Raw genomic sequence first — 22,797 nt, forward strand, 5'->3', positions numbered from 1 at the left:
TTCTGCCGCTAGAGAATCGCGCCGCGGGTGGCCATGATGGGAAACGTGGCCGCCAGACCGGCCCAAGGGATATGAGAATCCCGTCTCAGACTCGGCACATTCGTTTGGTTCGAACATCCCCATGACCGCAGAAATATCCGCCGGCGTCACCGATCGCGCCGATGTGTCGGCCAGAGCCATGCTCCTGCTGCCACTGACGGTTGCCTGCGGCGTCTTCATGACCAGCCTCGACCAGAATGTCGTGGTGACGGCGCTGCCTGGTATCGGCGAAAGCCTCGGCCGCCCGCCCAGCCAGCTCGGCCTGTTGATCACCGTCTATGTCGCCAGCTTGATCATCTCGATGCCGCTGGGAGGCTGGGCCGCCGATCGCTTCGGCCTGCGCAATGTCTATTGCTTTGCCTTGCTGGTGTTCGCCACCGCATCGGCCTTGTGCGGGTTGTCCGACAACATCTGGATGCTGGTCGGCGCCCGCGCGCTGCAAGGGTTCGGCGGCGCGCTGATGGGCACGCTCGGCCAGGTCGTCATCCTGCAGACCTTTCCGCGCAGCCGCACGCTGAAGATCAACATGTACATCTCGCTGGCCGGCCAGTCCGGGCCGCTGGTTGGCCCGCTCGTCGGCGGCGCGCTGACCACCTACATTTCCTGGCGCTGGATCTTCTTCATCAACGTGCCATTCGCCCTGGCAGCGGCTCTCCTTGCCGCCTCGCTGTTTCCGACAGTGACCAAGCCGGTGCGCACGCCGTTCGATTTTCCGGGCTTTCTGCTGGTCGGCAGCGGCATGGTGCTTCTAGTGTTCGGCATGGACTCGCTTGCCGCCAAGGACGCTGCCGGCAGCGTCATCGCCGGTGAACTGGCGCTCGCGCTCGTCATCCTGACCATTGCCTCGTTCTACTGCCTGCGCGTGCGCAATCCGCTGCTCGATCTCAAGCTCCTTCGCATCCGCACCTTCCGCATCTCGTTCCTGACCGGCGGCGGCCTGGACACGATCGGCCTCAGCTCGGTCGTCTTCCTGCTGCCTCTGATGTTCCAGCTCGGCTTCGGCATGAGCGCGGTGCAGGCGGGATCGCTGACTTTCGTTGCCGCGGTCGGTTCGGTGGCGATGCGCTTCTTCATGCCGCGTGTCCTCAACCGTTTCGGCTTCCGCCGCGTGCTGGTCTGCAACACGCCGATCGTCGCAGCCATGGTCGCCGGCTTTGCCTTGATGCAGGCAACCACACCCGTCTGGATCGTGCTTGCCTACATCTTCGTCTTCGGCGTCTTCCGCTCCGCGCAATGGGCGTCGACCGGCAACCTCGCCTATTCCGACATCGCACCCGAGCAACTCGCCCGCTTCAGCGCGCTCTATTACATCCTGTGGCAGCTCGCGGTGGCGATCAGCGTCGGCCTCGCCGCCGCGGCACTGTCGTTTCTCGCCGGCGGCGGTCCGGCGATCGCCAACGATTTTCGGATCCTGTTCGTGATCGAGGGCGTCATCACGCTGTCTGCGCTGCTCGCCTATCTCAAGCTGACGCCGCAGGACGGCGCCCATGTCAGCGGCCACGGCGCGCAGATGAACACGGAATAGTGCTCGACGCCCAGTTGGCCGGTTCTGGCCAAGGCGGCCGGCTTACTCGCTGAACGTCACCCACTCTTCCAGCGGTACGCGGTCAGTGCGGAAGGCGTTTTCGGGTTTGGAAATGTCCTCATGGCCAAGCGCCATGCCGCAGACGACGATCTCCTCGTCGGGAATATTGAGCACCGGCCTGATCTGCCGGTGATAGGGGGCGAACGCCGCTTGGGGGCAAGTGTGCAAACCCCTGCCCCGCGCCGCGACCATGATGTTTTGCAGGAACATGCCGTAGTCGATCCATGAACCCTGGTTGAGCCGGCGGTCGATGGTGAAGATCATGCCGACCGGCGCATCGAAGAAGACGAAGTTGCGATCGTGCTGGGCGCGCATCTTGTCGACCTCGCGGCGGCCGATGCCGAGCGCGCCATAGAGCCCGAAGCCGTTGGCGCGCCGTCGGGTCAGATAGGGCTCGAAGAACTGGGTCGGATAGTAGCGGTACTCGTCCCAATCGGCCTTTTCGGCGCGGATGCCCGAGTTGAGGATGGCGTCGGTGATCTGCTGCTTGGTCTCGCCCTTGGTGACGTAGACCTTCCACGGCTGCATGTTGGTGCCGGATGGAGCGCGCGCCGCAACCGACAGAATGGCGCGGATGGTGTCGTCGTCGACCATGTCGGGCAGGAATGCGCGCACCGAGCGGCGCGACAGGATCGCCTCGTCGACAATCTCGGCCTCGTCCGCAATTCGGGTGTTCTTTTCAAGCATGGGCCGTCCTTTAACCCCCGTCTCGACCAGACGTCCCCACTCGCCGTTCGTGCCCGAGCCTTTGCATGAACCGCCAAAATCCTGCAAGCAAATCTTGAGCATCTGTGAAAATCCACTTGATTTTTTCATGAGCTTCATTTCTCATGAAATTCGGATGCAAATTTTCATGAAGTGAGCGTTTTGCCTTCACCTATCGCACGAACATTGCAGGGACCTGACGAACGCGTTCTGGCCGGCGATATCAGGGCGCTGCGCAAGGCGCGCGGGCTGACGCTTGCCGAGATCGGCCTGAAGCTTGGCCGTTCGGTCGGCTGGGTCAGCCAGGTCGAACGTGGCCTCTCGACGCCATCGCTCAGCGACCTCAGAGCCTTCGCTGAATTGTTCGGCGTGCCGATCAGCCTGTTCTTCAGCCATGAGGTGCCTGTCGAAAGCGAGCGTGGCGTGGTTGTGCGTGCCGGCAGGCGCCGCACGCTTGGCACAAGCGAATCCGGCCTGGTGGAGGAGCTTCTGTCGCCCGATCTCGGCGGTAGCTTCGAGATGGTGCGTTCGGTCTTCGCGCCGGGCGCGGAGCTGAAGACCGAGGCGCGCCGGCCGACCGAGGAGGCCGGATACGTCGCGTCGGGACTGTTCGACATCGAGATATCGGGCGTCTGGCATCGGCTCGGCGAAGGCGACTCCTTTCGCTTCGATGGCAAACCCTACCGCTGGCGCAATCCGGGTACCGAGCCGGCGGTTGTCATCTGGGTGGTTGCCCCGCCAGTCTATTGAATGCATGTCGCCCAAAAGCGTGCAGCGGTTTGGGACAACGACAGGCATCAAAAACAAAAATGGAAAGCGCAACGCGCTTTGGGTTTGTCAGGGAGAAGAACATGGCGGGTTTGCCGAGCACGGCACGCGTGGTGATCATCGGAGGGGGTGCCGTCGGCACGTCCGCGCTCTATCATCTCGCCAAGGCGGGTTGGACCGACTGCGTGCTGCTCGAAAAGAACGAGCTGACCTCCGGCTCGACCTGGCATGCCGCCGGCAATGTGCCGACCTTCTCCTCGTCTTGGTCGCTGATGAACATGCAGCGCTATTCGACCGAGCTTTACCGCGGGCTGGCCGAAGCGGTCGACTATCCCATGAACTACCACGTCACTGGGTCGCTGCGCCTCGCCCACTCGGTCGAGCGCATGCAGGAGTTCCAGCGCGCCAAGGGCATGGGCCGCTATCAGGGCATGGACATCGACGTCGTTGGCGTCGACGAGATCAGACGCCGCTACCCCTTCATCGAGACGCATGATCTGAAAGGCGCACTCTACGATCCGAGCGACGGCGACATCGATCCGGCGCAGCTGACCCAGGCGCTGGCCAAGGGCGCGCGTGACATGGGCGCCAGGATCATCCGCTTCTGCCCGGTCACCGGCGTGCGCCGCGAGAATGACGAATGGGTGGTCGAGACCGCGCAAGGCGAAATCCGCTGCGAGATCGTCGTCAATGCCGCCGGCTACCGCGCCGCCGAAGTCGGCAAGATGTTCGGCCGCGAGGTGCCGATGATGGTGATGAGCCATCAGTACATATTGTTCGAGGAAATCCCCGAACTGGCGGCATGGTCGAAGGAACAGGGCAAGAAACTGCCGCTGCTGCGCGACGTCGACACCTCCTACTATCTGCGCCAGGAAAAGAACGGCATGAATCTCGGCCCCTATGAGCGCAACTGCCGCGCGCATTGGGCGACCCACAATGATCAGATGCCCGAGGACTTTTCCTTCCAGTTGTTCCCCGACGACCTCGACCGGCTGGAGCATTATCTGGCCGATGCGGTCGCCCGCGTGCCGATCCTGGGCACCGCCGGCCTGTCCAAGGTCATCAACGGGCCGATCCCCTATACGCCGGACGGCAATCCGCTGATCGGGCCGATGCCCGGCGTTCCCAACGCCTTCGAGGCCTGCGTCTTCACCTTCGGCATCGCCCAGGGCGGCGGCGCCGGCAAGGTGCTGGCCGAATGGGTGACAGAGGGCCAGACCGAATGGGACATGTGGTCATGCGATCCGCGCCGCTTCACCTCCTTTGCCGCGGCGCCGGACTACTGCGTCGCCAAGGGTTTGGAGATCTACGGCAACGAATACGCCATCCAGTTCCCGCGCCATGCCTGGCCGGAAGGCCGCGAGCGCAAGCTGTCGCCGATCCATGATCGCATCAAGGCGCTCGGTGCCCGCTTCGATGCCTATAATGGCTGGGAACGCGCCACCTGGTACGCGAAAGACGGCGACGACATCTCCGAGGAAGCGACACTGACCTTCCGTCGCGAAGGGCCGTGGCAGCATCGCGTCCGCGAGGAATGTCTGGCCGTTCGCGACGCGGCCGGCATCCTGGACCTGCCGGGCTTCTCGCGCTTCAACCTCGACGGCCCGGGTGCCGCCGAATGGCTGAACCTGCAGGTCACCGGTCTGGTGCCGAAGCCTGGCCGCATCGGCCTCGTCTATTTCGCCGATGACAAGGGCCGCATCGTCACCGAAATGTCGGTCGTGCGTCATGACGAGAACCTGATGACGCTGATCACCGCTGCGGTCGCGCAATGGCATGATTTCGAATGGCTGAAATCGCGCATGCCCAAGGACGCGCCGTTCAGGCTGGTCGACCGCACCGAGGAATTTTCCACCCAGATCCTGGCCGGCCCGAACTCGCGAAAAATCCTCGCCGATGTCTGCGGGGCCGACCTCACTTTGCCGTGGCTGACGCATCAGGAGACGAAGATCGCCGGACGCTGGGCGAAACTCATACGCGTCTCCTTCGCCGGCGAACTCGGCTGGGAAATCCACACCAGGGTCGACGACACCGCGGCCATCTTTGACGCCATCTGTGCGGCCGGAGAGCAGCATGGCCTGAGACCATTCGGCATGTACGCGCTGGATTCGCTGCGGCTCGAAAAAGGCTACCGCACCTGGAAGGGTGACCTGACGACCGACTATTCGATCCTCCAAGGCGGATTGGAGCGCTTCGTCAAATGGGACAAGCCGGATTTCCGCGGCAAGGCGGCACTGCTGAACGAGAAGCAGCAAGGGGTAAAGAAGCGTTTCGTCACGCTGGTCGTCGAGAACCCCGGTGACTGCGACGCCCCTTCTGTTTCCACACTCTGGCACGACGGCAAGATCGTCGGCGAAACGACATCGGGCGGCTGGGGTCATCGGATCGACAAATCGATTGCGCTCGGCATGCTGCGCGCCGATCTGGCGGAACCGGGAACAAGGATCGAGGTCGAAATCTTCGGCGACCGTTTTCAGGCGGTCGTGCAGAAAGACGAGCCCTTGTGGGATCCGAAGAACGAGAGGCTGCGCGCGTGAAGAAAATCATCCTCACGGATGGCGGCATGGGCCAGGAATTGGTCCGCCGCAGCAAATCCGAGCCGACGCCACTATGGTCGGCCAGGGTACTGATCGACGAGCCGGATCTCGTGCGCGACCTGCACGCGGAATTTATCCGTGCCGGCGCCCGCGTCATCACCATAAACACCTATTCGGCGACACCCGAACGCCTGGCGCGTGAGGGTGCGGAAGACCTCTTCAAGCCTTTGCAGAAGCGCGGCATCGAATTGGCTAAGCAGGCCCGCGACCAGACCGGCGATACAGCGATCGCCGGCTGCCTGTCGCCGCTTTTCGGCAGCTACGCGCCCGCGCTGACCATTTCATATCAGGATACGCTCGACATCTATCGCCGCATCGTTGCCGAGCAGGCTGATGGCGTCGACCTGTTCCTGTGCGAGACCATGGCGTCGGCCGAGGAAGCGCGCGCGGCGGTCACAGCCGCGTCGGAAAGCGGCAAACCCATATGGGTATCTTGGACACTGGCCGATCACGGCAAGCCACACCTTCGCAGCGGCGAGACAATAGCCACCGCAGCAAGCGCGCTCGACGGCCTGACTGTCGCCGCGCGGCTGCTCAACTGCTGCCGGCCGGAAGCGATCGCCGCGGCTTTGCCTGAACTGATCGACCTGGGCGGCCCGGTCGGCGCCTATGCCAATGGCTTCACCTCCACCGAAGCGCTCAAGCACGGCGGCACCGTCGATGTCCTGCATGCCCGCCACGACCTCGGTCCGGACGCCTATGCCGACCACGCGATCGGCTGGGTGGAGGCCGGCGCGGACATCGTCGGCGGCTGCTGCGAAGTCGGACCGGCACATATCGCGGCGCTGCGCGACCGGCTCGAACGGGCCGGCTATGAAATTTCGGGAGATATACATGCCTAGACCATCATCGCGCATCTCCGGCATCGTGCCTTCGGGCAAGGATGGCTGGGAAGTCCATTTCGCCGCCTGGACCCGCAAGGAGGCCGGCGAGGACATCATCATGTTGTCGGTCGGCGACCATGATTTCGATACGCCCTCGGAAACGATCGAAGCCTGTGTGGCAGCGGTTCGCGGCAGCAATCACCACTACACCCCGCTTCCCGGCCTGCCGCGCCTGCGCAAGGCCATGGCGGCGGCATCGAGCGCCTGCACCGGCGTCGAGACGACACCGGACCAGGTCATCGCCACGCCGGGCGGCCAGGCCGCTCTCTATGCGGCCGTGCAGGCCGTTCTCGACCAGGGCGATCATGCCATCGTGGTGGCGCCCTACTACGCCACCTATCCCAACACGTTCAGCGCCGCCGGCGCGAACTTCACCGTAGTCGAGACGCCGGCCGAGGATGGCTTCCAGCCGCATGCCGACATGATCCGCGCAGCACTTCGGCCCAACACCCGCGCCATCCTGATCAACACGCCGAACAACCCGACCGGTGCGGTCTATTCGCGCGAGCGGCTGGAACAACTGGCCGAGGTCTGCAGGGAGCATGACCTCTGGCTGTTGTCGGACGAGGTCTACTGGACACTAGGCGGCGGCGAGCACGTCTCGCCACGCTCGCTGCCCGGCATGGCCGAGCGCACTCTGGTCATCAATTCCATGTCGAAGAGCCACGGCATGACCGGCTGGCGCATGGGCTGGCTGACGGGCCCGCAAGAGATGATCTCGCTGCTGGTCAATCTCAATCTGGTGACGACCTATGGCTTGCCGGCCTTCATCTCGATTGCCTGCTCCGAAGCGCTCGAGAACCGCTATGGCGTCAAGGAAATCGCCGAACGCTACGCCGCGCGCCGCACCATCCTGCTCGACGCCGTGCGTGGCATGAACGATGTCACCGTGCGCGGTTCTGAAGGTGGCATGTACGTCATGCTCGACGTATCGGCCGTCGAACCCGACGACGAGAAATTCGCCTGGGCTTTGCTCGACAAGGAAAAGGTCGGCGTGATGCCCGGCTCCAGCTTCGGCGAGGCCGCCGCCGGCCACATCCGCATCAGCCTCTGCCAGCCGGAGCCCGTGCTGCAGGAAGCAGCGCTTCGGCTGCGCCGTTTTGCTTCCAGCTATCGCCGCGAGGCCGCATGACCGCCAAGGCCATCCCCACCAAGGCAAGGGCTGTCATCATCGGCGGCGGCGTCTCCGGCTGTTCTGTCGCCTATCATCTGGCCAAGCTCGGCTTTACCGACATCGTGCTCCTGGAGCGCAAGCAACTGACGTCGGGCACGACCTGGCACGCTGCCGGCCTGATCGGCCAGTTGCGCGGCTCGCAGAACATGACCCGGCTGGCGAAATACTCGGCCGACCTCTACGTCAAGCTTGAAGCCGAGACCGAGGTCGGCACCGGCATGCGCCAGGTCGGCTCGATCACCGTGGCGCTGACCGAAGAGCGCAAGCATGAAATCTACCGGCAGGCGTCTCTCGCCCGCGCGTTCGACGTCGACGTGCGCGAGATTTCGCCCAATGAAGTCAAGGAGATGTACCCGCATCTCAATGTGTCCGACGTCGTCGGCGCCGTGCATCTGCCGCTCGACGGCCAGTGCGACCCCGCCAACATTGCGATGGCACTGGCCAAGGGTGCGCGCCAGCGCGGCGCGACCATCGTCGAGAATGTGAAAGTCACCAAGGTCCATACCAAGGCCGGCCGCGTCACCGGCGTGTCGTGGGTGCAAGGTGAAGAACAAGGCACGATCGAAGCCGACATCGTCGTCAACTGCGCCGGCATGTGGGCGCGTGAGCTTGGCGCCCAGAACGGCGTCACCATCCCGCTGCACGCCTGCGAGCACTTTTACCTTGTCACCGAGCTCATCCCGGGCCTTACCCGCCTGCCGGTGCTGCGCGTTCCGGACGAGTGCGCCTATTACAAGGAAGACGCCGGCAAGATGATGCTGGGTGCCTTCGAGCCGGTGGCAAAACCCTGGGGCATGGACGGCATCCGCGAGGATTTCTGCTTCGACCAGTTGCCCGAGGACATGGACCATTTCGAGCCGATCCTCGAAATGGGCGTCAACCGCATGCCGATGCTGGCGACCGCCGGCATCCACACCTTCTTCAACGGTCCCGAGAGCTTTACGCCGGATGACCGCTACTATCTCGGCGAGGCGCCGGAGCTGTCCGGCTACTGGATGGCGACCGGCTACAACTCGATCGGCATCGTCTCCTCCGGTGGCGCCGGCATGGCGCTGGCGCAGTGGATCAATGACGGCGAAGCACCCTTTGATCTGTGGGAAGTCGACATTCGCCGCGCCCAGCCATTCCAGAAGAACCGCCGCTATTTAAAGGAGCGCGTCTCCGAAACGCTCGGCCTGCTCTATGCCGATCATTTCCCCTATCGGCAGATGGCGACCTCGCGCAATGTCCGTCGCTCGCCCCTGCATGAACATCTCAAGGCGCGTGGCGCCGTCTTCGGTGAGGTCGCCGGCTGGGAGCGCGCCAACTGGTTCGCTCGCGAGGGCCAGGAGCGCGAATACCGCTATTCCTGGAAGCGGCAGAACTGGTTCGACAACCAGCGCGAGGAGCATCTGGCGGTCAGGAACAAGGTCGGCCTGTTCGACATGACCTCGTTCGGCAAAATCCGCGTCGAGGGCCGCGATGCCTGCGCCTTCCTGCAAAAGCTCTGCGCCAACGATATGGACGTGGCGCCGGGCAAGATCGTCTACACACAGATGCTCAACCAGCGCGGCGGCATCGAAAGCGACCTCACCGTCTCGCGGCTGTCGGAAACGGCTTTCTTCCTTGTCGTTCCCGGCGCGACGCTGCAGCGAGACCTCGCCTGGCTGCGCAAGCATCTGACCGACGAGTTCGTGGTCGTCGCCGATGTCACCGCCGCTGAAGCCGTGCTTTGCCTGATGGGGCCGGACTCACGAAAGCTGGTCCAGAAGGTCAGCCCGAATGATTTCTCCAACGAAGCCAACCCGTTTGGGACGTTCCAGGAGATCGAGATCGGCATGGGCCTGGCCCGCGCCCATCGCGTCACCTATGTCGGAGAACTCGGCTGGGAACTCTATGTCTCGACCGACCAGGCAGCCCATGTCTTCGAGGCGATCGACGATGTGGGTGCGGATGTCGGCTTGAAGCTTTGCGGCCTGCACACGCTGGATTCCTGCCGCATCGAAAAAGCCTTCCGCCATTTCGGCCACGACATCACCGATGAGGACAATGTGCTGGAAGCAGGCCTCGGCTTTGCCGTGAAGACGGCCAAGGGCGACTTCATCGGTCGCGATGCGGTGCTGCGGAAGAAGGAGGCCGGCCTGTCACGCCGGCTGCTGCAGTTCCGGTTGAAGGAACCGCAACCCCTGCTCTTCCACAACGAGGCGATCCTGCGCGACGGCAGGATTGTCGGCCCGATAACCTCGGGCAATTACGGTCATCACCTCGGCGGCGCCGTTGGGCTGGGCTATGTGCCGTGCCAGGGCGAGAGTGAGGCTGACGTGCTGAGTTCGTCCTATGAGATCGAGATCGCCGGCGAACGCTTCGCCGCGGAAGCATCGCTGAAGCCGATGTATGATCCGAAGTCGGAGCGGACGAGGATGTAGCGTCTTACCCTTCTCCCCGTTTCACGGGGAGAAGATGCTAATCCCTCAGAACCGCTCCAGCTTCGCCCGCACCTTGAGCAGAAACGCTGCCCGCGTCGCCGGCGTCGAGGCATCCATCAGATAGTGCGCCAGGAAGAAAGTCCGGCAGCGCGTCGCGCACAGCGCCCGCATGCCGCGCAGCAGGGTCTTGCGTCCGGGCTGGCCGACGACGACGCTCCACCAGGTCGGTGCACCGCAGGTAGTGATGACACCGACCTTGGTCACATGCGTCATCAGCGACTTGATCCGCCCCTTGCCCGCCGGCAGCTTGAAGGCGACGTCCGTCGCCCACACCCGGTCGAGCCAGCCCTTCAGCATCGCCGGCAGCCCGTACCACCAGGTCGGATAGACAAACAGGATCGCCTCGGCCCAGTTAAGCAGCTCGAAATGCGGCTTCAGCGCCGGGTCTTGCGGCGCCTGGTCGTTGTAGGAACGCCGCTCGTCGCAACCCATCACCGGGTCGAACTTTTCCGCATAGAGGTCGAGCAGCCGCACCTCCCAGCCTCGCGCCTTCAGCACCTCGACGGCCGTGTCGCGGATCGCCGCGCAAAAACTCTCCGGCACCGGATGGCAGTAGACCACCAGTGCCCGCATCAGAAGGCGTCCATGCTGGCCGCGACCTTCGCCATGAAGGCCCTGCGCGTTTCAGTGGTCGAGAGGTTCATCGCATAGTGCGCGAGATAGCTCACCGGCGCGCCGGGCTTTACCGTGGCGCGCAGCATGCGCTTGATCAGCTTGCGCGGCGGGTCGCCCATCAGCATGGCGCGGAACCGGCTGCCGCCATAGGTGGTCACCGCCGCGACCTTGACTATGTTGTGCAGCGACGGCTGCACCTTGCCGTTGACCAGCTTGAACGACACGCCAGGCAGGAAGACGCGATCGAAGAAACCTTTCAGGACCGCCGGAAAGCCATAATTCCAGACCGGATAGGAAAGAACCAGCGCTTCGGCCCGCAGCAGGCGCTCGACATAGGGGGCCGCAGGGTCGGCCGGGCCGCGCTGATTGTGGTAGTTCAGCCGCTCCTGGCGCGTCAGCCGCGGATCGAAATCCTCGGCGTAGAGATCGCAGTCGTCGACCTCATGGCCCGCTGCCGCCAGCCGCTCGACGATGATCCGGTGCAGGCCGGCATTGAAGCTGGTCTCGACCGGATGGGCGTGGAGGACGAGGATGTTCATCAGCCGGCTTTCTGCAGCCCCTTGAACAGGAATGTCCGGCCCGAACGGTAGTCATAGTCCGGGTTCTCCCAGGCGATCATCTTGCCGGGGTTGAGCAGGCCCTGCGGATCGGTCTCGCGCTTGAAGGCAAGCTGCACCGCATCCGTCTGCTTCATGCCGCCCTCTTCGTGTAGCGGTGCGGGTTGAAGATCGGGCAGCCATTCTCCTCATGCAGGCGCACGATTTCGTCGAGCCGCGCTTCGGTGGTGAACTTGACCAGCGGCAGGCCGAAGCAGGTGATGTTGCCGTCCAGCCGCACGAATTCGAGATGCGAAAAAACCTCGCCAGGAAACATCGCGTCCATCTTCTCGACCAATGCCAGCTGCTTGGGAAAGGGATAGAGCGATTGCAGATAAGTGATCGAGGGATCGACGCGCAGCGCCCTGAGCGTCGTGTGGTTCCAGGCAAGCTCATAGGCGGGCGGCAGGCCCTTCTTGTCCTCCGGCGTCGCTGTGGCGGCATTGAAGATCACCTCGCCGCCGGCTCGGCGGGTGAAGGCCAGGAAGGCGTCGAGGCCATGCTGCGCCACCATGACCACACAGATGCTCTGCCCTTCCTTGAGGAACTTCTGGTGCCGCTTGAAATAGAGCTGCGGCACGGGCGCCGCTATCGGCGTGATCAGCTTGGTCAGGATGCCGTCCTGGCAAGCCAGCGCATTGCCATAGCGGGCCGCCTTCATGAAGCTGTCGAAACCGACAATGACATCGACCCAGTCATAGGCTGATGTCAGCGGCATCTCGACTTCGGTGATGATGCCGTTGGTGCCATAGGCGTGGGTCACCTTGTGCAAATCCTCGCCGGTGAGTTCGAGCGCTTTCGGCTCGGCCTCCATGGTCACCACGCGCAGCCGCAGGACATTGCCGAAATCGCGCAAGCCGCCGAAATTGATCGAGCCGACGCCGCCCGAGCCGCCGGCGATGAAACCGCCGATCGAGGCGGTGTTGTAGGTGGACGGCGACAGCCGGAGTTCCTGGCCGGAATGCGCCCGCGTTGCCTTGTCGATGTCGGCCAGGACCGCACCCGGTCCGGTCACCACTCGGCCCGGCGCGATCGACTTGATTTCGTTCATCTCGGCAAGATTGAGCACCACGCCGCCGGAGAGCGGCATGGCCTGGCCGTAGTTGCCCGTGCCGCTGCCGCGCGGCGTCACCGGCACGCCATGCTTGTGGCAGGCCGCAAGCACGCGGATCAGCTCGGCCTCGTTCTTCGGCGTCACGATCAGGTCGCCGGTGATATGGTCGAGCTGCCGCTTCAGCACCGGGCTGTACCAGTAGAAGTCGCGGCTCTTCTGCTGGACGATGGCCGGATTGTCGTCGAGCTTCAGGCCTTCGAGATCGCGTTTGAGCGCCGAAACGTCCATCATTCCACCATCAGTTCGTCGAGTTCGGCATAGTCGGGCAATTGCCGGTCGATCGCGCGCCCGCTGCGCACGACGATGCGATCCGATTCGGGCCGCGACAGCAATTCCGTCCAGCTCCTGCCCTTGAACACGATGAAGTCGGCATCACCGTCGGCAACAAGCGTGCCGAAACCGTCGAGCCGCATCACCCTGGCAGGTGTCGCGGTGACCGCTTGCGGCCAGTCGGCGACCGGATGATCGAAATGCAGGATGCGCGTCGCCATGCGGTAGACCTCCAGCATGTCGAGATCGCCATAGGCATAGAACGGGTCACGCGTGTTGTCGGAGGCAACGGCGACCGGAATGCCACGCGCCTTCATCTCGTGCAGCAGCGTCACGCCGCGCCAGCGCGGCGTGGTGAGGTCGCCGCGCCGATCCTGCAGATAGAGGTTGCACATCGGCAGCGACACGACCGCGAGCCCGGCCTTCGCCACCTTGTCCAGCGTGTCGAGCACATCGAGGTCGGGCTGGCGCGCCAGCGAGCAGCAATGGCCGACGAGGATGTTGCCCTCGAAGCCGTTCCACAGTGCCGCCTCGGCGATCTTCTTCAGCGAGATCGCGGCGATGTCGTCGGTCTCGTCGGCATGGAAATCGAGATCGAGCCCATGCGCGATCGCTTGCGCGAAGACATGGTCGAGCAGCTCTTCCAGGTCCGGCACCATATAGGTGACGACACCGAGAACACCCTTGGCCGCGGCAACCCTTTTTGCCAGCCTGTCGAACCATTTTTTGTCGCGCACGCCCTCGATGCCGATCAGGCACGCGCCCTGCAACTCGATGCGGCCGCGCCATGTCTCACGCATCGTCTCGAACACCGGCCAGGAGATCTCCTCTTGCGGGGCGACGCTGTCGAGATGAGTACGCAGCGCCCTGGTGCCATGCGCATGGGCTGAGCGTAGCGAGAAATCCATGCGCCGTGCCACGTCCTCTGCCTTCCAGCGCGCAGCACGGTCGGCGCCGGTGGCGTTCAGCGCACCCATGAAGGTGCCGTCGGGATTGGGTTTTCGCGGCCAGATATGGCCCTTGTCGATATGTGTATGGCAGTCGACGAAGCACGGCAGGATGATGCGGCCGCCGAGGTCGACGGCGTCCACCGGTAGTGCTGTACGGCCATGTGCGACAATGCCTGCGATTTTGCCGTCGGCGACAGCGATGTCCGCAAGCGCAAAGCCATCGCTGTCGAAAACAGCGGTGAATCCCGGCGTCAGGGACGCGTGAAGCCGCGCGTTGGCGAGGCAATAGGAACCTGTGTTCGGTACCAAGGAACTAGCGCTCCTGCTTCAGCGCGCTTTCGTGCCAGCGCCTTAGAATGAGATGCGAAATCAGCGACAGCACGAGGAAGATCAGGATGCCGGTGAGCGAGATCAGGAACAGCGCCGCGAACAGCCGCGGCGCGTTGAGCCGGTAGCCGGCTTCGATGATGCGTGAGGCAAGCCCCGAAGACTGGCCGGTGGCGCCGGCGACGAACTCGGCCACCACGGCGCCGATTAGCGACAAGCCGCCGGCGATCTTCAACCCGCCCAGGAAATACGGCATCGCCGCCGGCAATCTGAGATAGCGCAACTGCTGCCAGCGCGTCGCGCCATTGAGCTTGAACATGTCGCGCAGGTTGCGGTCGACCGAGTTGAGGCCGAGCGTGGTGTTGGACAGGATCGGAAAGAAGGCGACGATCCAGGCGCAGAGCAGAAGCTTCGTCGTCTGGTTGTCGACATAGATGTTGATCAGCGGAAAGATCGCCACGATCGGTGTCACCTGCAGAACGATGGCGAACGGGAAGAACGACATCTCGACCCATTTCGATTGCGCGAACAGCACCGCCAGCCCGACACCGCCGATGACGGCCAAGGCCAGGCTGAGGAAGGTGATGCGCAAGGTCACCAGCAGCGCGGAAAACAGCAGGCCGGCATCGTTGTAGAGCGTCCATAGCACCACGCCGGGGCGCGGCAGGATGTATTGCGGGATTGCATTCCACACACAGATGCGATCCCACAGCCAGATCGCCAGGATCATGATCGCCAGCGGCAGCACCCAACGGCCGATCCGTTCGAGCCGCTCCTGGCGCACGCGGCGCGCTTCCTCGGGATCGAGCTTAAGCACGCCCTCGTCAATGGCCGTCATGGTGCGCGCCTGCTGTTGAATTGATGGCCTTGACCAACACGTCGGAGGCCTGCCGGCACAACGCCGCATAGTCGGGCGAGGTCCGGAACGCCTCGTCGCGCGGATAGGCTGCCTCGATTGCGAGTTCGTCGAACACCCTGCCCGGCCGCGCCGCCATGACGACGACACGGTTGGAGAGAAAGACGCTTTCGAAGACGCTGTGGGTGACGAAGACGACGGTGAAGCGCTCGTCCTGCCACAACTCCAGAAGATCGTTGTTGAGCTTGAAGCGGGTAATCTCATCGAGCGCGGCGAACGGTTCGTCCATCAACAGCACCCGCGGTTTCGTCACCATGGCGCGCGCGATCGAGACGCGCATCTTCATGCCGCCGGACAGTTCGCGCGGCACTGCGTCTTCGAAGCCGGTCAGGTGAACCCGCGCCAGCATTTCCGTCACCGCCGGCGCCGCCTTGGCGCGGGAAACGCCTTTCAGCCTGAGCGGCAGCCAGACATTGTCGAAGACGCTGGCCCAGGGCAGCAGCGTCGGCTCCTGGAAGACGAAGCCGATGTTCGAGCGGTCAAGCGAGCCGCCGCCGCGCCAGTCGAGCACGCCGGAGGTCGGCGTCGACAGGCCGGCGATCAGCCGTAGCGCCGTCGACTTGCCGCAACCGGACGGTCCGAGCAGGCTGAGGAAATCGCCTTCCCGGATCGTCAGATCGACATCGCTGAGCGCCGTCACGCCGTTGGAAAAGGCCTTGCCGACGCCACGCAGCGCCAGCAATGTCGGAGCGACATCCGACGCGCTCGCTGGCGCTTGCGCCACATTCTCCTGCATCATGCCGGAACGGCCTACTTCTTCAGCTCGAGCCCGACGCCCTTGTTGACGAAGGTCAGCGTGTAGGCCTTCTTGATGTCGATGCCGGCTGGCGTGACCTTGGCCTTGACCATCTTGTCGTAGAAGCTCTGGATGCGCGTGTCGGTCATGGCACCGATGCCGAGTTTTTCGGTGTCGCCTGAATCGGCGAGGCCGAACTTCTTCATCTGCTCGATCGAGAAGGCGATCTGCTCGTCGCTCATGTCAGGATTGTCTTTCTTGATCATGTCGTTGGCGGCCTTGTTGTCGCCGTAGAGATATTTGTACCAGCCCTTGGCCGAGCCATCGACGAAGCACTGGACCACTTCCGGCTTCTTGTCGATCGTGTCCTGCATCACTTCGATCGTCGTCGAGTAGGTATCCCAGCCATAGTCGGCAAGCAGGAACTGGTTCGGTACGAAGCCGCCTTCCTTCTTGACCGCGAATGGCTCGGAGGTGACATAGCCCTGCTGGATCGACTTCTTGTTGGCGAGGAATGGGGCGGTGTTGTAGGTGTAGGGCGCGCGCTTGGCGGCATCGAAGCCGAGTTCGATGACCATCCATTGGAAGAAGGTCTGCACGCCCTCGTCGCCCAATATATACTGGTCGGCGTTCTTCAGATCCTCCCATTTGTCGAGCCCCTCGCCGGGGTGGGACATGATGACCTGCGGGTCCTTCTGGAAATCCGCCGCCACCACGCGCATCGGAATGCCTTGCTGGACGGCATCGAACGCCGACAGCAGATTGCCGCCCATGTAGAAATCGATCTTGCCGGCAAGCAGCATCGGCCGGCCGCTGACCTGCGGACCGCCCTGCATGATGGTGACGTCGAGGCCGCAGGCGGCGTAGGTGCCGTCAGCCACCGCCTGATAATATCCGCCATGCTCCGGCTCGGCCAACCAGTTGGTGCCGAAGGTGACTTTTTCATTCGCCGCGGCACCGAGCGTGCTGGCCGCAAGCAGGGCCACCACCGCCACCGAGATCTTCTGTTTTCCGTACATCAACATCACCCTTTGTTTGCTCCGGCACGCCACGCGCCAGGCTCGACACCAGAGATTCAAGAAGCAAGACACATGCCACCGGCGTCTTGCGCCGGGACCGCCCGCTTGCACCACAGCCATCTGCGAAGCCGGACGGGTCGTGCTGCACCAGAGGCATCGTGCCTATTTTTTGAACGCCTGTCCACAATCGCCCCAGCGACATGCACCGCCATCTTGAAGGTACGGTGCATCCGGTCTTAGGCTACCGACGAACCGGAGATTGCCATGTTCAAGTTCCTCACCCCGAAGTCGATCAAGCCGCCCTTTGCCCGCTACAGCCACGGCGTCGAGGTGCCCGCCGGCAAGCGGCTGGTGCTGTGCTCGGGCCAGGTCGCCATCACGGCGGACGACCAGATACCCGAAGATGCCGGCGCGCAGGCCGAGCTCTGCTTCCGCAACATCGCGGCAGTGCTCGGAGAGGCCGGTCTGGGGCTGCAGGATATCGTCCGCATCAACGCCTACGTCACCGACCGCGCACATCTGCGGCCCTATATGGATGTCCGCGACCGGCTGTTTTCCAGCCCGGCGCCGGCCTCGACGCTGATGATCGTCTCCGGTTTCGCCCGGCCTGAATTCAAGGTCGAGGTCGAGGCCATCGCGGCTGGGTGATCGACAGGCCGCGCTTGCCGCGCTAGGTCTGACCTATTATCGAAGAGGCGTGACATGACCGTTGCAAAAAGACGCGTGTGGTGGGGCGACTACCGCACGACCGAATACGCATCGATCGACCCGGAGGCGACGATCGCCGTGCTGCCGCTGGCGGCGATCGAGCAGCATGGTCCGCATCTGCCGGTCTCGACCGACACCTCGATCATGAACGGCATGCTCGACACGGTGATTGCCCGCCTGCCCGACGATCTCGACATCCGCATCGTGCCGGTGCAGGAGGTGGGCAAGTCGAACGAGCATCTTCACGCACCGGGCACGCTCACCCTGCCGGCAACGACGCTGGTCGAGGCCTGGACCGAACTTGGCCTGTCGATCGCGCGGGCGGGCGTGCGAAAGCTGATCGTCGTCAATTCGCATGGCGGCAATGAAGAGATCATGGGCATCGTCACGCGCGAACTGCGTGTGCGCGAAAACATGCTGGCGGTGAAGACCAGCTGGCAGCGCTTTGGCCGCCCGGCCGGCATGTACACCGAAATCGAAGACCGTCACGGCATCCATGGCGGCGATGTCGAGACGTCGCTGATGCTGCATTTCCGGCCTGATCTCGTCGACATGGGCAAGGCCGACAATTTCGTTTCCAATGTCGCGAAGGCTGAAAAGGAATTTTCGCTGCTGCGCCACACCGGCACCCATGCCTTTGCCTGGATCGCCAGCGATCTCAACCCGAATGGCGTGGTCGGCGATGCCAGCATCGCCACGGCCGAGAAAGGCCGGCTGACATCAGAACATCAGGCCGATGGTTTCATCAGCCTGCTGCGCGATGTGCGTAAGGCGAAGCTTGCCGACTGGCTGAGATAGCACTTCAGTCGCAGGGCAGGTCACCTGAATATCAACATGTCCTAGATGTCGATCTTCAGCGCAAAGGGCGCTCCTTCAAAAGCGTCGGCGCCGCGCCCGATCGCCTGTATCGCCTCGATCATGCGGCCATTGCGGTGGAGCAGCACATCGGCCACTGCAATCAGCCGCGGGTTGGGCGTCGCCGATGGAGACAGCGCCCGCAGCGTCTGCGCCAGTTCGGCTTCGTCGCGCTTCGGCGCCAATGCCGCGGCGATGATGTAGGCGGAAGCGGTCGAGCGGCTGATGCCGGCATAGCAATGCACGACCATCGGCTTTGCCCGGTCCCATCGGCGCGCGAAATCAAGCAGGTTGCGGACATGCTCCTCGCCCGGCATGGTCATGCCGTCCTGCGCCACCGCGATGTCGTGCATGACCAGATGCAGATGGTTTTCCCGGGCGATCGAGGCCGGGCGCACAACGTCGGTTCCGGCGGCGAGCAGCGACAGCATGCGGTCGGCGCCGGTCCTTGCCACCGTTTCCTCGACCTTTGCCAGCGAACAGACATGGATCATCGTTTCGAACCCTTCGAACGATCCTCGCGCCGTGACGCCCATTCGGCAAGAGCGGATTCGAGCCGCTGCCATTCCACCTCGCTCCCCGGCAGGCCGGCGCGCAAGACACCCGGACGATCGGCGAAATGACGCAGCAGGATGCCGCGCTCGCCAAGTTTGGCAAACAGATCGGCGGCGTCGTGCAAGCAGAGATAGCGGAACAATGTGGTGCCGCCCGCGACAGCAGCGCCGAAGCGGCCGAACAGCACATCAAGCCGTGCCGATGCCTCCGCAAGGGATGCCCGCATCGCGTCCTGCCACTCAAGGTCGGCAAGCGCGCGAATGCCGTATTCCAGCGCCGGGCCGGCGACGGCCCATGGTCCGAATTGCGTGTCCAGCCGGCCGACCGTCACCGCATCGGAAAGCGCAAACCCGAGCCGCAGCCCGGCCAGGCCAAAGAACTTGCCGAATGAGCGCAGCACCACGATGCCGCGCTGACCGACATCGCCGCCAAGGCTGTGCTCGCGCGGGCCGACATCCATGAACGCCTCGTCGACCACCAGCAGCCCGCCCTTGGCGCGCAGCCCTGCTGCCAGCGCCAGCAGCCTGTCGCGCTCTATGATGCGCCCATCCGGATTGTTGGGATTGACGATGATGGCAAGGTCGGCTTCCGCCAATACTTCGAAATCGCCGACCTCCGTCACCGCGTGCCCGGCGATCGCCGCTGCCCGCGCATGTTCGGCATAAGTCGGACCCAGCACCAGTGCCTTGCCGGGCGCGATCAGCGATGCGACGCGCGGCAACAGGATCTGCGTGCCGGGTGCCGCCGCCACATTGGCTGGCGATGGCGCGCCATAGGCGCTCGCCGCGATCTCGACCAGCTCGCTGGCACGCGCTGCCTCCGGCAGCCGCGACAGGGTGGTGGCGGGCAACTCGAAAAGCGGGTAGGAGTGCGGATTGATACCGGTCGAGAGGTCGACGAAAGGCTGCGGCGCGTTGGGGAAAAGCGCCCTCGCCCGGCCGAGACTTCCACCATGGTCCACCGCCCCATCAAGAAGCTTCATGTCAATCCTGATCGCTTTCCTGTCATTGGCCGCTGAATTCGTCCTGGGTTACCCGGACTGGCTGTTTCGCGCCATCGGCCATCCGGTGACGTGGTTCGGCAGGCTGATATCCTTTCTCGACGGCCGGCTCAACCGCGCCACTGATCCCGACGCGCTGCGTCGCAAGCGTGGTGTCCAGGCGCTGCTGGTCATCGTGCTGGTGCCGGCAGCGATCGGGCTCGCCGTGCAGATCCTGCTCTGGTTCGTTCCCTTGGGATTGATCATTTCCGCTCTTCTGGCGACATCGCTTCTGTCGCAGAAGAGCCTCTACGAGCATGTCGAGGCCGTGGCCGACGCGCTCGACACCGGTGGCCTTGCTCTTGGACGCATCGCCGTCTCGCGCATCGTCGGCCGCGATCCCGAATCGCTCGACCGGGCCGGTGTCAGCCGCGCGGCGATCGAGAGCCTGGCCGAGAATTTTTCCGACGGCATCGTTGCTCCCGCCTTCTGGACCGGCGTCGGCGGGCTGGCAGGGGGCGCTGCCTACAAGGCCGCCAACACCGCCGATTCGATGATCGGCCACCGCACCCCGCGCCACGAAGCGTTCGGCTGGGCGGCGGCGCGCTTCGACGATTGGATCAACCTGCCGGCATCGCGGCTGACGGCGCTGTTGATCGTGCTGGCCGCATTCCTCGTCAGGGGTGCTGATGCGAAAAATGCCTGGCAGGCTGTGTGGCGCGACGCGAAAAAACACCGCTCGCCCAATGCCGGCTGGCCGGAAGCGGCAATGGCCGGCGCGCTCGGCCTGGCGCTTGCTGGACCGCGCAGCTATGGCGGCGTGCTGGTCGACGACGTCTTCATGGGCGAAGGCGGTCGGCGCGAAGCCGACAGCATCGACATCAGGCAGGCGCTGAAACTCTATCGTGTCGCCGATTATCTGCTGATCGCGCTGTTCGGTTTGGTCTTGGCAATCGTCATCGTCGCGTGATCGGGCCTGCTGGTTAAGGCTATCAGAACTCGATGCCTTGCTGCGCCTTCACGCCCGCCGAGAAATGGTGCTTGGTTACACCCATTTCGGTGACGAGATCGGCCGCCTCGACCATTGCCGGCTTGGCGTTGCGGCCGGTGACGACGACGTGCAGGCCCTCGCGCCGCACCTTCAGCGCCGCAACCACTTTGTCGAGATCGAGATAATCGTAGCGCAGCGCGATGTTCAGTTCGTCGAGCACCAGCAGGCTGATCGATGGATCGGCCATCAGTTCGAGCACTTTGGCCCATGCGGCTTCGGCCGCCGCGATGTCGCGCTTCAGATCCTGGGTTTCCCAGGTGAACCCCTCGCCCATGGCGTGCCAGACGACGCGGTCGCCAAAGGCGGCGAAGGCATCCTTCTCGCCGGTGTGCCATTTGCCCTTGATGAACTGGACGACGCCGACACGCTTGCCGTAGCCAAGCATCCTCAAAGCCAGACCAAAAGCAGCGGTGGTCTTGCCCTTGCCCGGCCCGGTGTTGACGATCAGCAGCCCCTTCTCGATCGTCTTGGCCGCCACCTCGGCATCCTGCACCGCCTTGCGCTTGGCCATCTTGGCGCGGTGGCGTTCTTCATCCCGGTCGGTCTTGTTGTCGATATCGGTCATTTCATTTCACCTTGAGCGGCAGCCCCGCCACCATCAGCAGCACCGTATCGGCGACAGCGGCCACCTGCTGGTTGAGCCGGCCGCCGGCATCGCGAAAACGGCGCGCCAGTGCGTTGTCCGGCACGATGCCTTGGCCGACTTCATTGGACACGACGAACCAGGGCCCGCGCGGCCGCGACAGCACGTCCGCCAGCCGACGGCATTCAAGGTCGAGGTCGTGTCCGGCCAGCATATGATTGGTCAGCCATAGTGTCAGGCAGTCGACAAGCACCGGCTGGTCGTCCGGCAAAGCCTCGAGCGTGCCGGCGAGATCGAGCGGTGCGTCGATGGTCGCCCAGCCCTGGCCGCGCCGCGAGCGGTGCAACGCGATACGCTCACGCATTTCGTCATCATAGGCTTGCGCCGTGGCGATATAGGTCCATGGCGAGGGTAGAACCGTCGCCAGGGTTTCGGCATGCGCGCTCTTGCCGGAGCGCGCACCGCCGATGATGAAGGTCAGCTTGCTGCGATCAGGCAAAGCTGTCGCGCAGGCTGGTCGCGGTGCCGGTGAAGCGGCCGCGCACCACGCCGACGACGGCGCCGAGCACCAGCCAGAACACCAGGTTGGTCACCGTAACCGCCACCACGAACTGGTGGTGCAGGCCTTCCGGGATCGGCGTCTCGAAACTGTCGGGCTGCGGTGCGCCGACAATATGCGGCGCGACGATCAGCAGGACGGCAAGGATCGCGAGCGGCAGCGACTTGCGGAACGCAATCAGGCCGAGACCCGCCGCGGTCGCCACTACGGTTGCCCACCACCAGATCTGGCGCTGCGTGAGATCGGCCGCCGGCATCGCGGGCAATTCCGGTGGCAGGCCGAGGCCAGGTGCCAGCGTGAACACGGCAAAGCCGGCCAGGCCCCAGAATACGCCCTGGCGCCAATTGCCGATGCCGCCGGCGTATTCGGAAACCGCGACCAGGATCAGCGCAAAACCGATGCCGGTGACGATATTGGCGACAACGCTGAAGGCGAAACGCTCGAAACCGTCGGCCGGCGCCCAGCCTTCGTCTTCCGCGGCCGGAGTGGCTGCTTCCGCCGGCGCCGGGGCGGAGCTCATGGCATTCCCCGCCGGAGCGGCCGTGCTCATGGCATTGGTATCGGTTGCGGCCGGAGCGGCATGGTCATGGTGGTGGCCGCCGCCGGCCTGTTCGTAGACTTCCGCCTTGAGGATCAGCGGCACGGTGGCATAGGCCTGCAGGCAGGCGAGAACGACGCCGGCCACGAGCCCTGCGATCGCCGCGATGAACACGACGTTGCGAAACAGGTTCATGATGTCAAATCCTC

Annotated in this window: 21 protein-coding genes and 1 pseudogene; 9 read left to right on the top strand and 13 right to left on the bottom strand. The window is 64.0% G+C overall.

Going from position 1 to position 22,797, the window contains the following annotated elements; all coding sequences use genetic code 11:
- The first annotated feature begins 121 nt into the window (after positions 1-121).
- Positions 122-1,564: an MFS transporter gene (locus AC1DZU_RS25045; protein WP_477289301.1), complete on the top strand. Its 1,443-nt coding sequence runs from the start codon at positions 122-124 to the stop codon at positions 1,562-1,564.
- Between the two features lie 42 nt (positions 1,565-1,606).
- Here AC1DZU_RS25045 and AC1DZU_RS25050 read toward each other — a convergent pair whose 3' ends face one another.
- The gene (locus AC1DZU_RS25050; RefSeq protein ID WP_457150426.1) at positions 1,607-2,311 is read right to left on the bottom strand and encodes a nitroreductase; all 705 of its coding nucleotides are present in this window, start codon (positions 2,309-2,311) and stop codon (positions 1,607-1,609) included.
- Positions 2,312-2,482: 171 nt separating this feature from the next.
- Here AC1DZU_RS25050 and AC1DZU_RS25055 point away from each other — a divergent pair, with 171 nt between their 5' ends.
- The 5 genes from AC1DZU_RS25055 to AC1DZU_RS25075 all read left to right on the top strand — a co-directional run bounded on the left by AC1DZU_RS25055 (position 2,483) and on the right by AC1DZU_RS25075 (position 10,157).
- On the top strand, positions 2,483-3,079 hold the full coding sequence (locus AC1DZU_RS25055) for a helix-turn-helix domain-containing protein (RefSeq protein WP_477289304.1): 597 nt from the start codon (positions 2,483-2,485) through the stop codon (positions 3,077-3,079).
- Positions 3,080-3,180: 101 nt separating this feature from the next.
- Positions 3,181-5,634, top strand: coding sequence for a GcvT family protein (locus AC1DZU_RS25060; RefSeq protein WP_477289306.1), 2,454 nt, complete (start codon positions 3,181-3,183; stop codon positions 5,632-5,634).
- Positions 5,631-6,536, top strand: a complete 906-nt coding sequence (locus AC1DZU_RS25065) for a homocysteine S-methyltransferase family protein (protein WP_477289308.1) — start codon at positions 5,631-5,633, stop codon at positions 6,534-6,536. Before AC1DZU_RS25060 ends, AC1DZU_RS25065 begins: the two co-directional genes overlap by 4 nt.
- On the top strand, positions 6,529-7,710 hold the full coding sequence (locus AC1DZU_RS25070) for a pyridoxal phosphate-dependent aminotransferase (protein WP_477289310.1): 1,182 nt from the start codon (positions 6,529-6,531) through the stop codon (positions 7,708-7,710). The genes AC1DZU_RS25065 and AC1DZU_RS25070 overlap by 8 nt, the downstream gene beginning before the upstream one ends.
- Positions 7,707-10,157, top strand: a complete 2,451-nt coding sequence (locus AC1DZU_RS25075; protein ID WP_477289312.1) for a GcvT family protein — start codon at positions 7,707-7,709, stop codon at positions 10,155-10,157. Before AC1DZU_RS25070 ends, AC1DZU_RS25075 begins: the two co-directional genes overlap by 4 nt.
- 45 nt (positions 10,158-10,202) lie before the next feature.
- Here the strand turns inward: AC1DZU_RS25075 and AC1DZU_RS25080 are convergent, their stop codons facing one another.
- The 7 genes and pseudogenes from AC1DZU_RS25080 to AC1DZU_RS25110 all read right to left on the bottom strand — a co-directional run bounded on the left by AC1DZU_RS25080 (position 10,203) and on the right by AC1DZU_RS25110 (position 16,760).
- Positions 10,203-10,790, bottom strand: a complete 588-nt coding sequence (locus AC1DZU_RS25080; RefSeq protein WP_477289314.1) for an NAD(P)H-dependent oxidoreductase — start codon at positions 10,788-10,790, stop codon at positions 10,203-10,205.
- On the bottom strand, positions 10,790-11,371 hold the full coding sequence (locus tag AC1DZU_RS25085; RefSeq protein WP_477289316.1) for an NAD(P)H-dependent oxidoreductase: 582 nt from the start codon (positions 11,369-11,371) through the stop codon (positions 10,790-10,792). Before AC1DZU_RS25085 ends, AC1DZU_RS25080 begins: the two co-directional genes overlap by 1 nt.
- Positions 11,371-12,770, bottom strand: a pseudogene (locus AC1DZU_RS25090) (FAD-binding oxidoreductase). The gene AC1DZU_RS25085 and the pseudogene AC1DZU_RS25090 overlap by 1 nt, the downstream one beginning before the upstream one ends.
- Positions 12,770-14,071: a cytosine deaminase gene (locus tag AC1DZU_RS25095; RefSeq protein WP_477289318.1), complete on the bottom strand. Its 1,302-nt coding sequence runs from the start codon at positions 14,069-14,071 to the stop codon at positions 12,770-12,772. The pseudogene AC1DZU_RS25090 and the gene AC1DZU_RS25095 overlap by 1 nt, the downstream one beginning before the upstream one ends.
- Positions 14,072-14,075: 4 nt before the next feature.
- The gene (locus AC1DZU_RS25100; protein ID WP_477289320.1) at positions 14,076-14,927 is read right to left on the bottom strand and encodes an ABC transporter permease; all 852 of its coding nucleotides are present in this window, start codon (positions 14,925-14,927) and stop codon (positions 14,076-14,078) included.
- Positions 14,914-15,744 carry an ABC transporter ATP-binding protein gene (locus tag AC1DZU_RS25105; protein WP_477289322.1) on the bottom strand — a complete coding sequence of 277 codons (831 nt, stop codon included), beginning with the start codon at positions 15,742-15,744 and terminating at the stop codon, positions 14,914-14,916. Before AC1DZU_RS25105 ends, AC1DZU_RS25100 begins: the two co-directional genes overlap by 14 nt.
- 11 nt (positions 15,745-15,755) lie before the next feature.
- On the bottom strand, positions 15,756-16,760 hold the full coding sequence (locus AC1DZU_RS25110) for an ABC transporter substrate-binding protein (protein ID WP_477289324.1): 1,005 nt from the start codon (positions 16,758-16,760) through the stop codon (positions 15,756-15,758).
- Between the two features lie 264 nt (positions 16,761-17,024).
- Between AC1DZU_RS25110 and AC1DZU_RS25115 the strand changes: the two genes are divergently transcribed.
- Together AC1DZU_RS25115 and AC1DZU_RS25120 are read left to right on the top strand one after the other, a co-directional pair.
- Positions 17,025-17,408: a RidA family protein gene (locus tag AC1DZU_RS25115; protein WP_140778289.1), complete on the top strand. Its 384-nt coding sequence runs from the start codon at positions 17,025-17,027 to the stop codon at positions 17,406-17,408.
- 54 nt (positions 17,409-17,462) lie between these two features.
- Positions 17,463-18,266 (top strand): creatininase family protein, encoded by an 804-nt coding sequence (locus AC1DZU_RS25120; RefSeq protein WP_477289326.1) that lies wholly within the window; start codon positions 17,463-17,465, stop codon positions 18,264-18,266.
- A 41-nt stretch (positions 18,267-18,307) separates the two neighbouring features.
- Here AC1DZU_RS25120 and AC1DZU_RS25125 read toward each other — a convergent pair whose 3' ends face one another.
- Complete coding sequence (locus tag AC1DZU_RS25125; protein ID WP_477289328.1) at positions 18,308-18,817, bottom strand: tyrosine phosphatase family protein; 510 nt, start codon at positions 18,815-18,817, stop codon at positions 18,308-18,310.
- Positions 18,814-19,860, bottom strand: a complete 1,047-nt coding sequence (cobD, locus tag AC1DZU_RS25130; protein WP_477289330.1) for a threonine-phosphate decarboxylase CobD — start codon at positions 19,858-19,860, stop codon at positions 18,814-18,816. Before cobD ends, AC1DZU_RS25125 begins: the two co-directional genes overlap by 4 nt.
- Here cobD and cbiB point away from each other — a divergent pair.
- Entirely contained in the window at positions 19,859-20,827 is a 969-nt protein-coding gene (gene cbiB / locus AC1DZU_RS25135; protein WP_477289332.1) for an adenosylcobinamide-phosphate synthase CbiB, read from the top strand. The genes cobD and cbiB overlap by 2 nt on opposite strands.
- A gap of 22 nt (positions 20,828-20,849) precedes the next feature.
- On the opposite strand, the gene cobO is transcribed toward cbiB, so the two are convergent.
- Genes cobO through AC1DZU_RS25150 form a run of 3 tightly spaced genes read right to left on the bottom strand, consistent with a single transcriptional unit; the run spans position 20,850 to position 22,783 of the window.
- Positions 20,850-21,473 (bottom strand): cob(I)yrinic acid a,c-diamide adenosyltransferase, encoded by a 624-nt coding sequence (gene cobO / locus AC1DZU_RS25140; protein WP_477289334.1) that lies wholly within the window; start codon positions 21,471-21,473, stop codon positions 20,850-20,852.
- A gap of 1 nt (position 21,474) precedes the next feature.
- On the bottom strand, positions 21,475-21,990 hold the full coding sequence (gene cobU, locus AC1DZU_RS25145; RefSeq protein WP_477289339.1) for a bifunctional adenosylcobinamide kinase/adenosylcobinamide-phosphate guanylyltransferase: 516 nt from the start codon (positions 21,988-21,990) through the stop codon (positions 21,475-21,477).
- Positions 21,983-22,783: a CbtA family protein gene (locus AC1DZU_RS25150; protein WP_477289341.1), complete on the bottom strand. Its 801-nt coding sequence runs from the start codon at positions 22,781-22,783 to the stop codon at positions 21,983-21,985. The genes cobU and AC1DZU_RS25150 overlap by 8 nt, the downstream gene beginning before the upstream one ends.
- Between the last annotated feature and the right edge of the window lie 14 nt (positions 22,784-22,797).

It is taken from the genome of Mesorhizobium sp. P2_A12, from assembly GCF_056405075.1.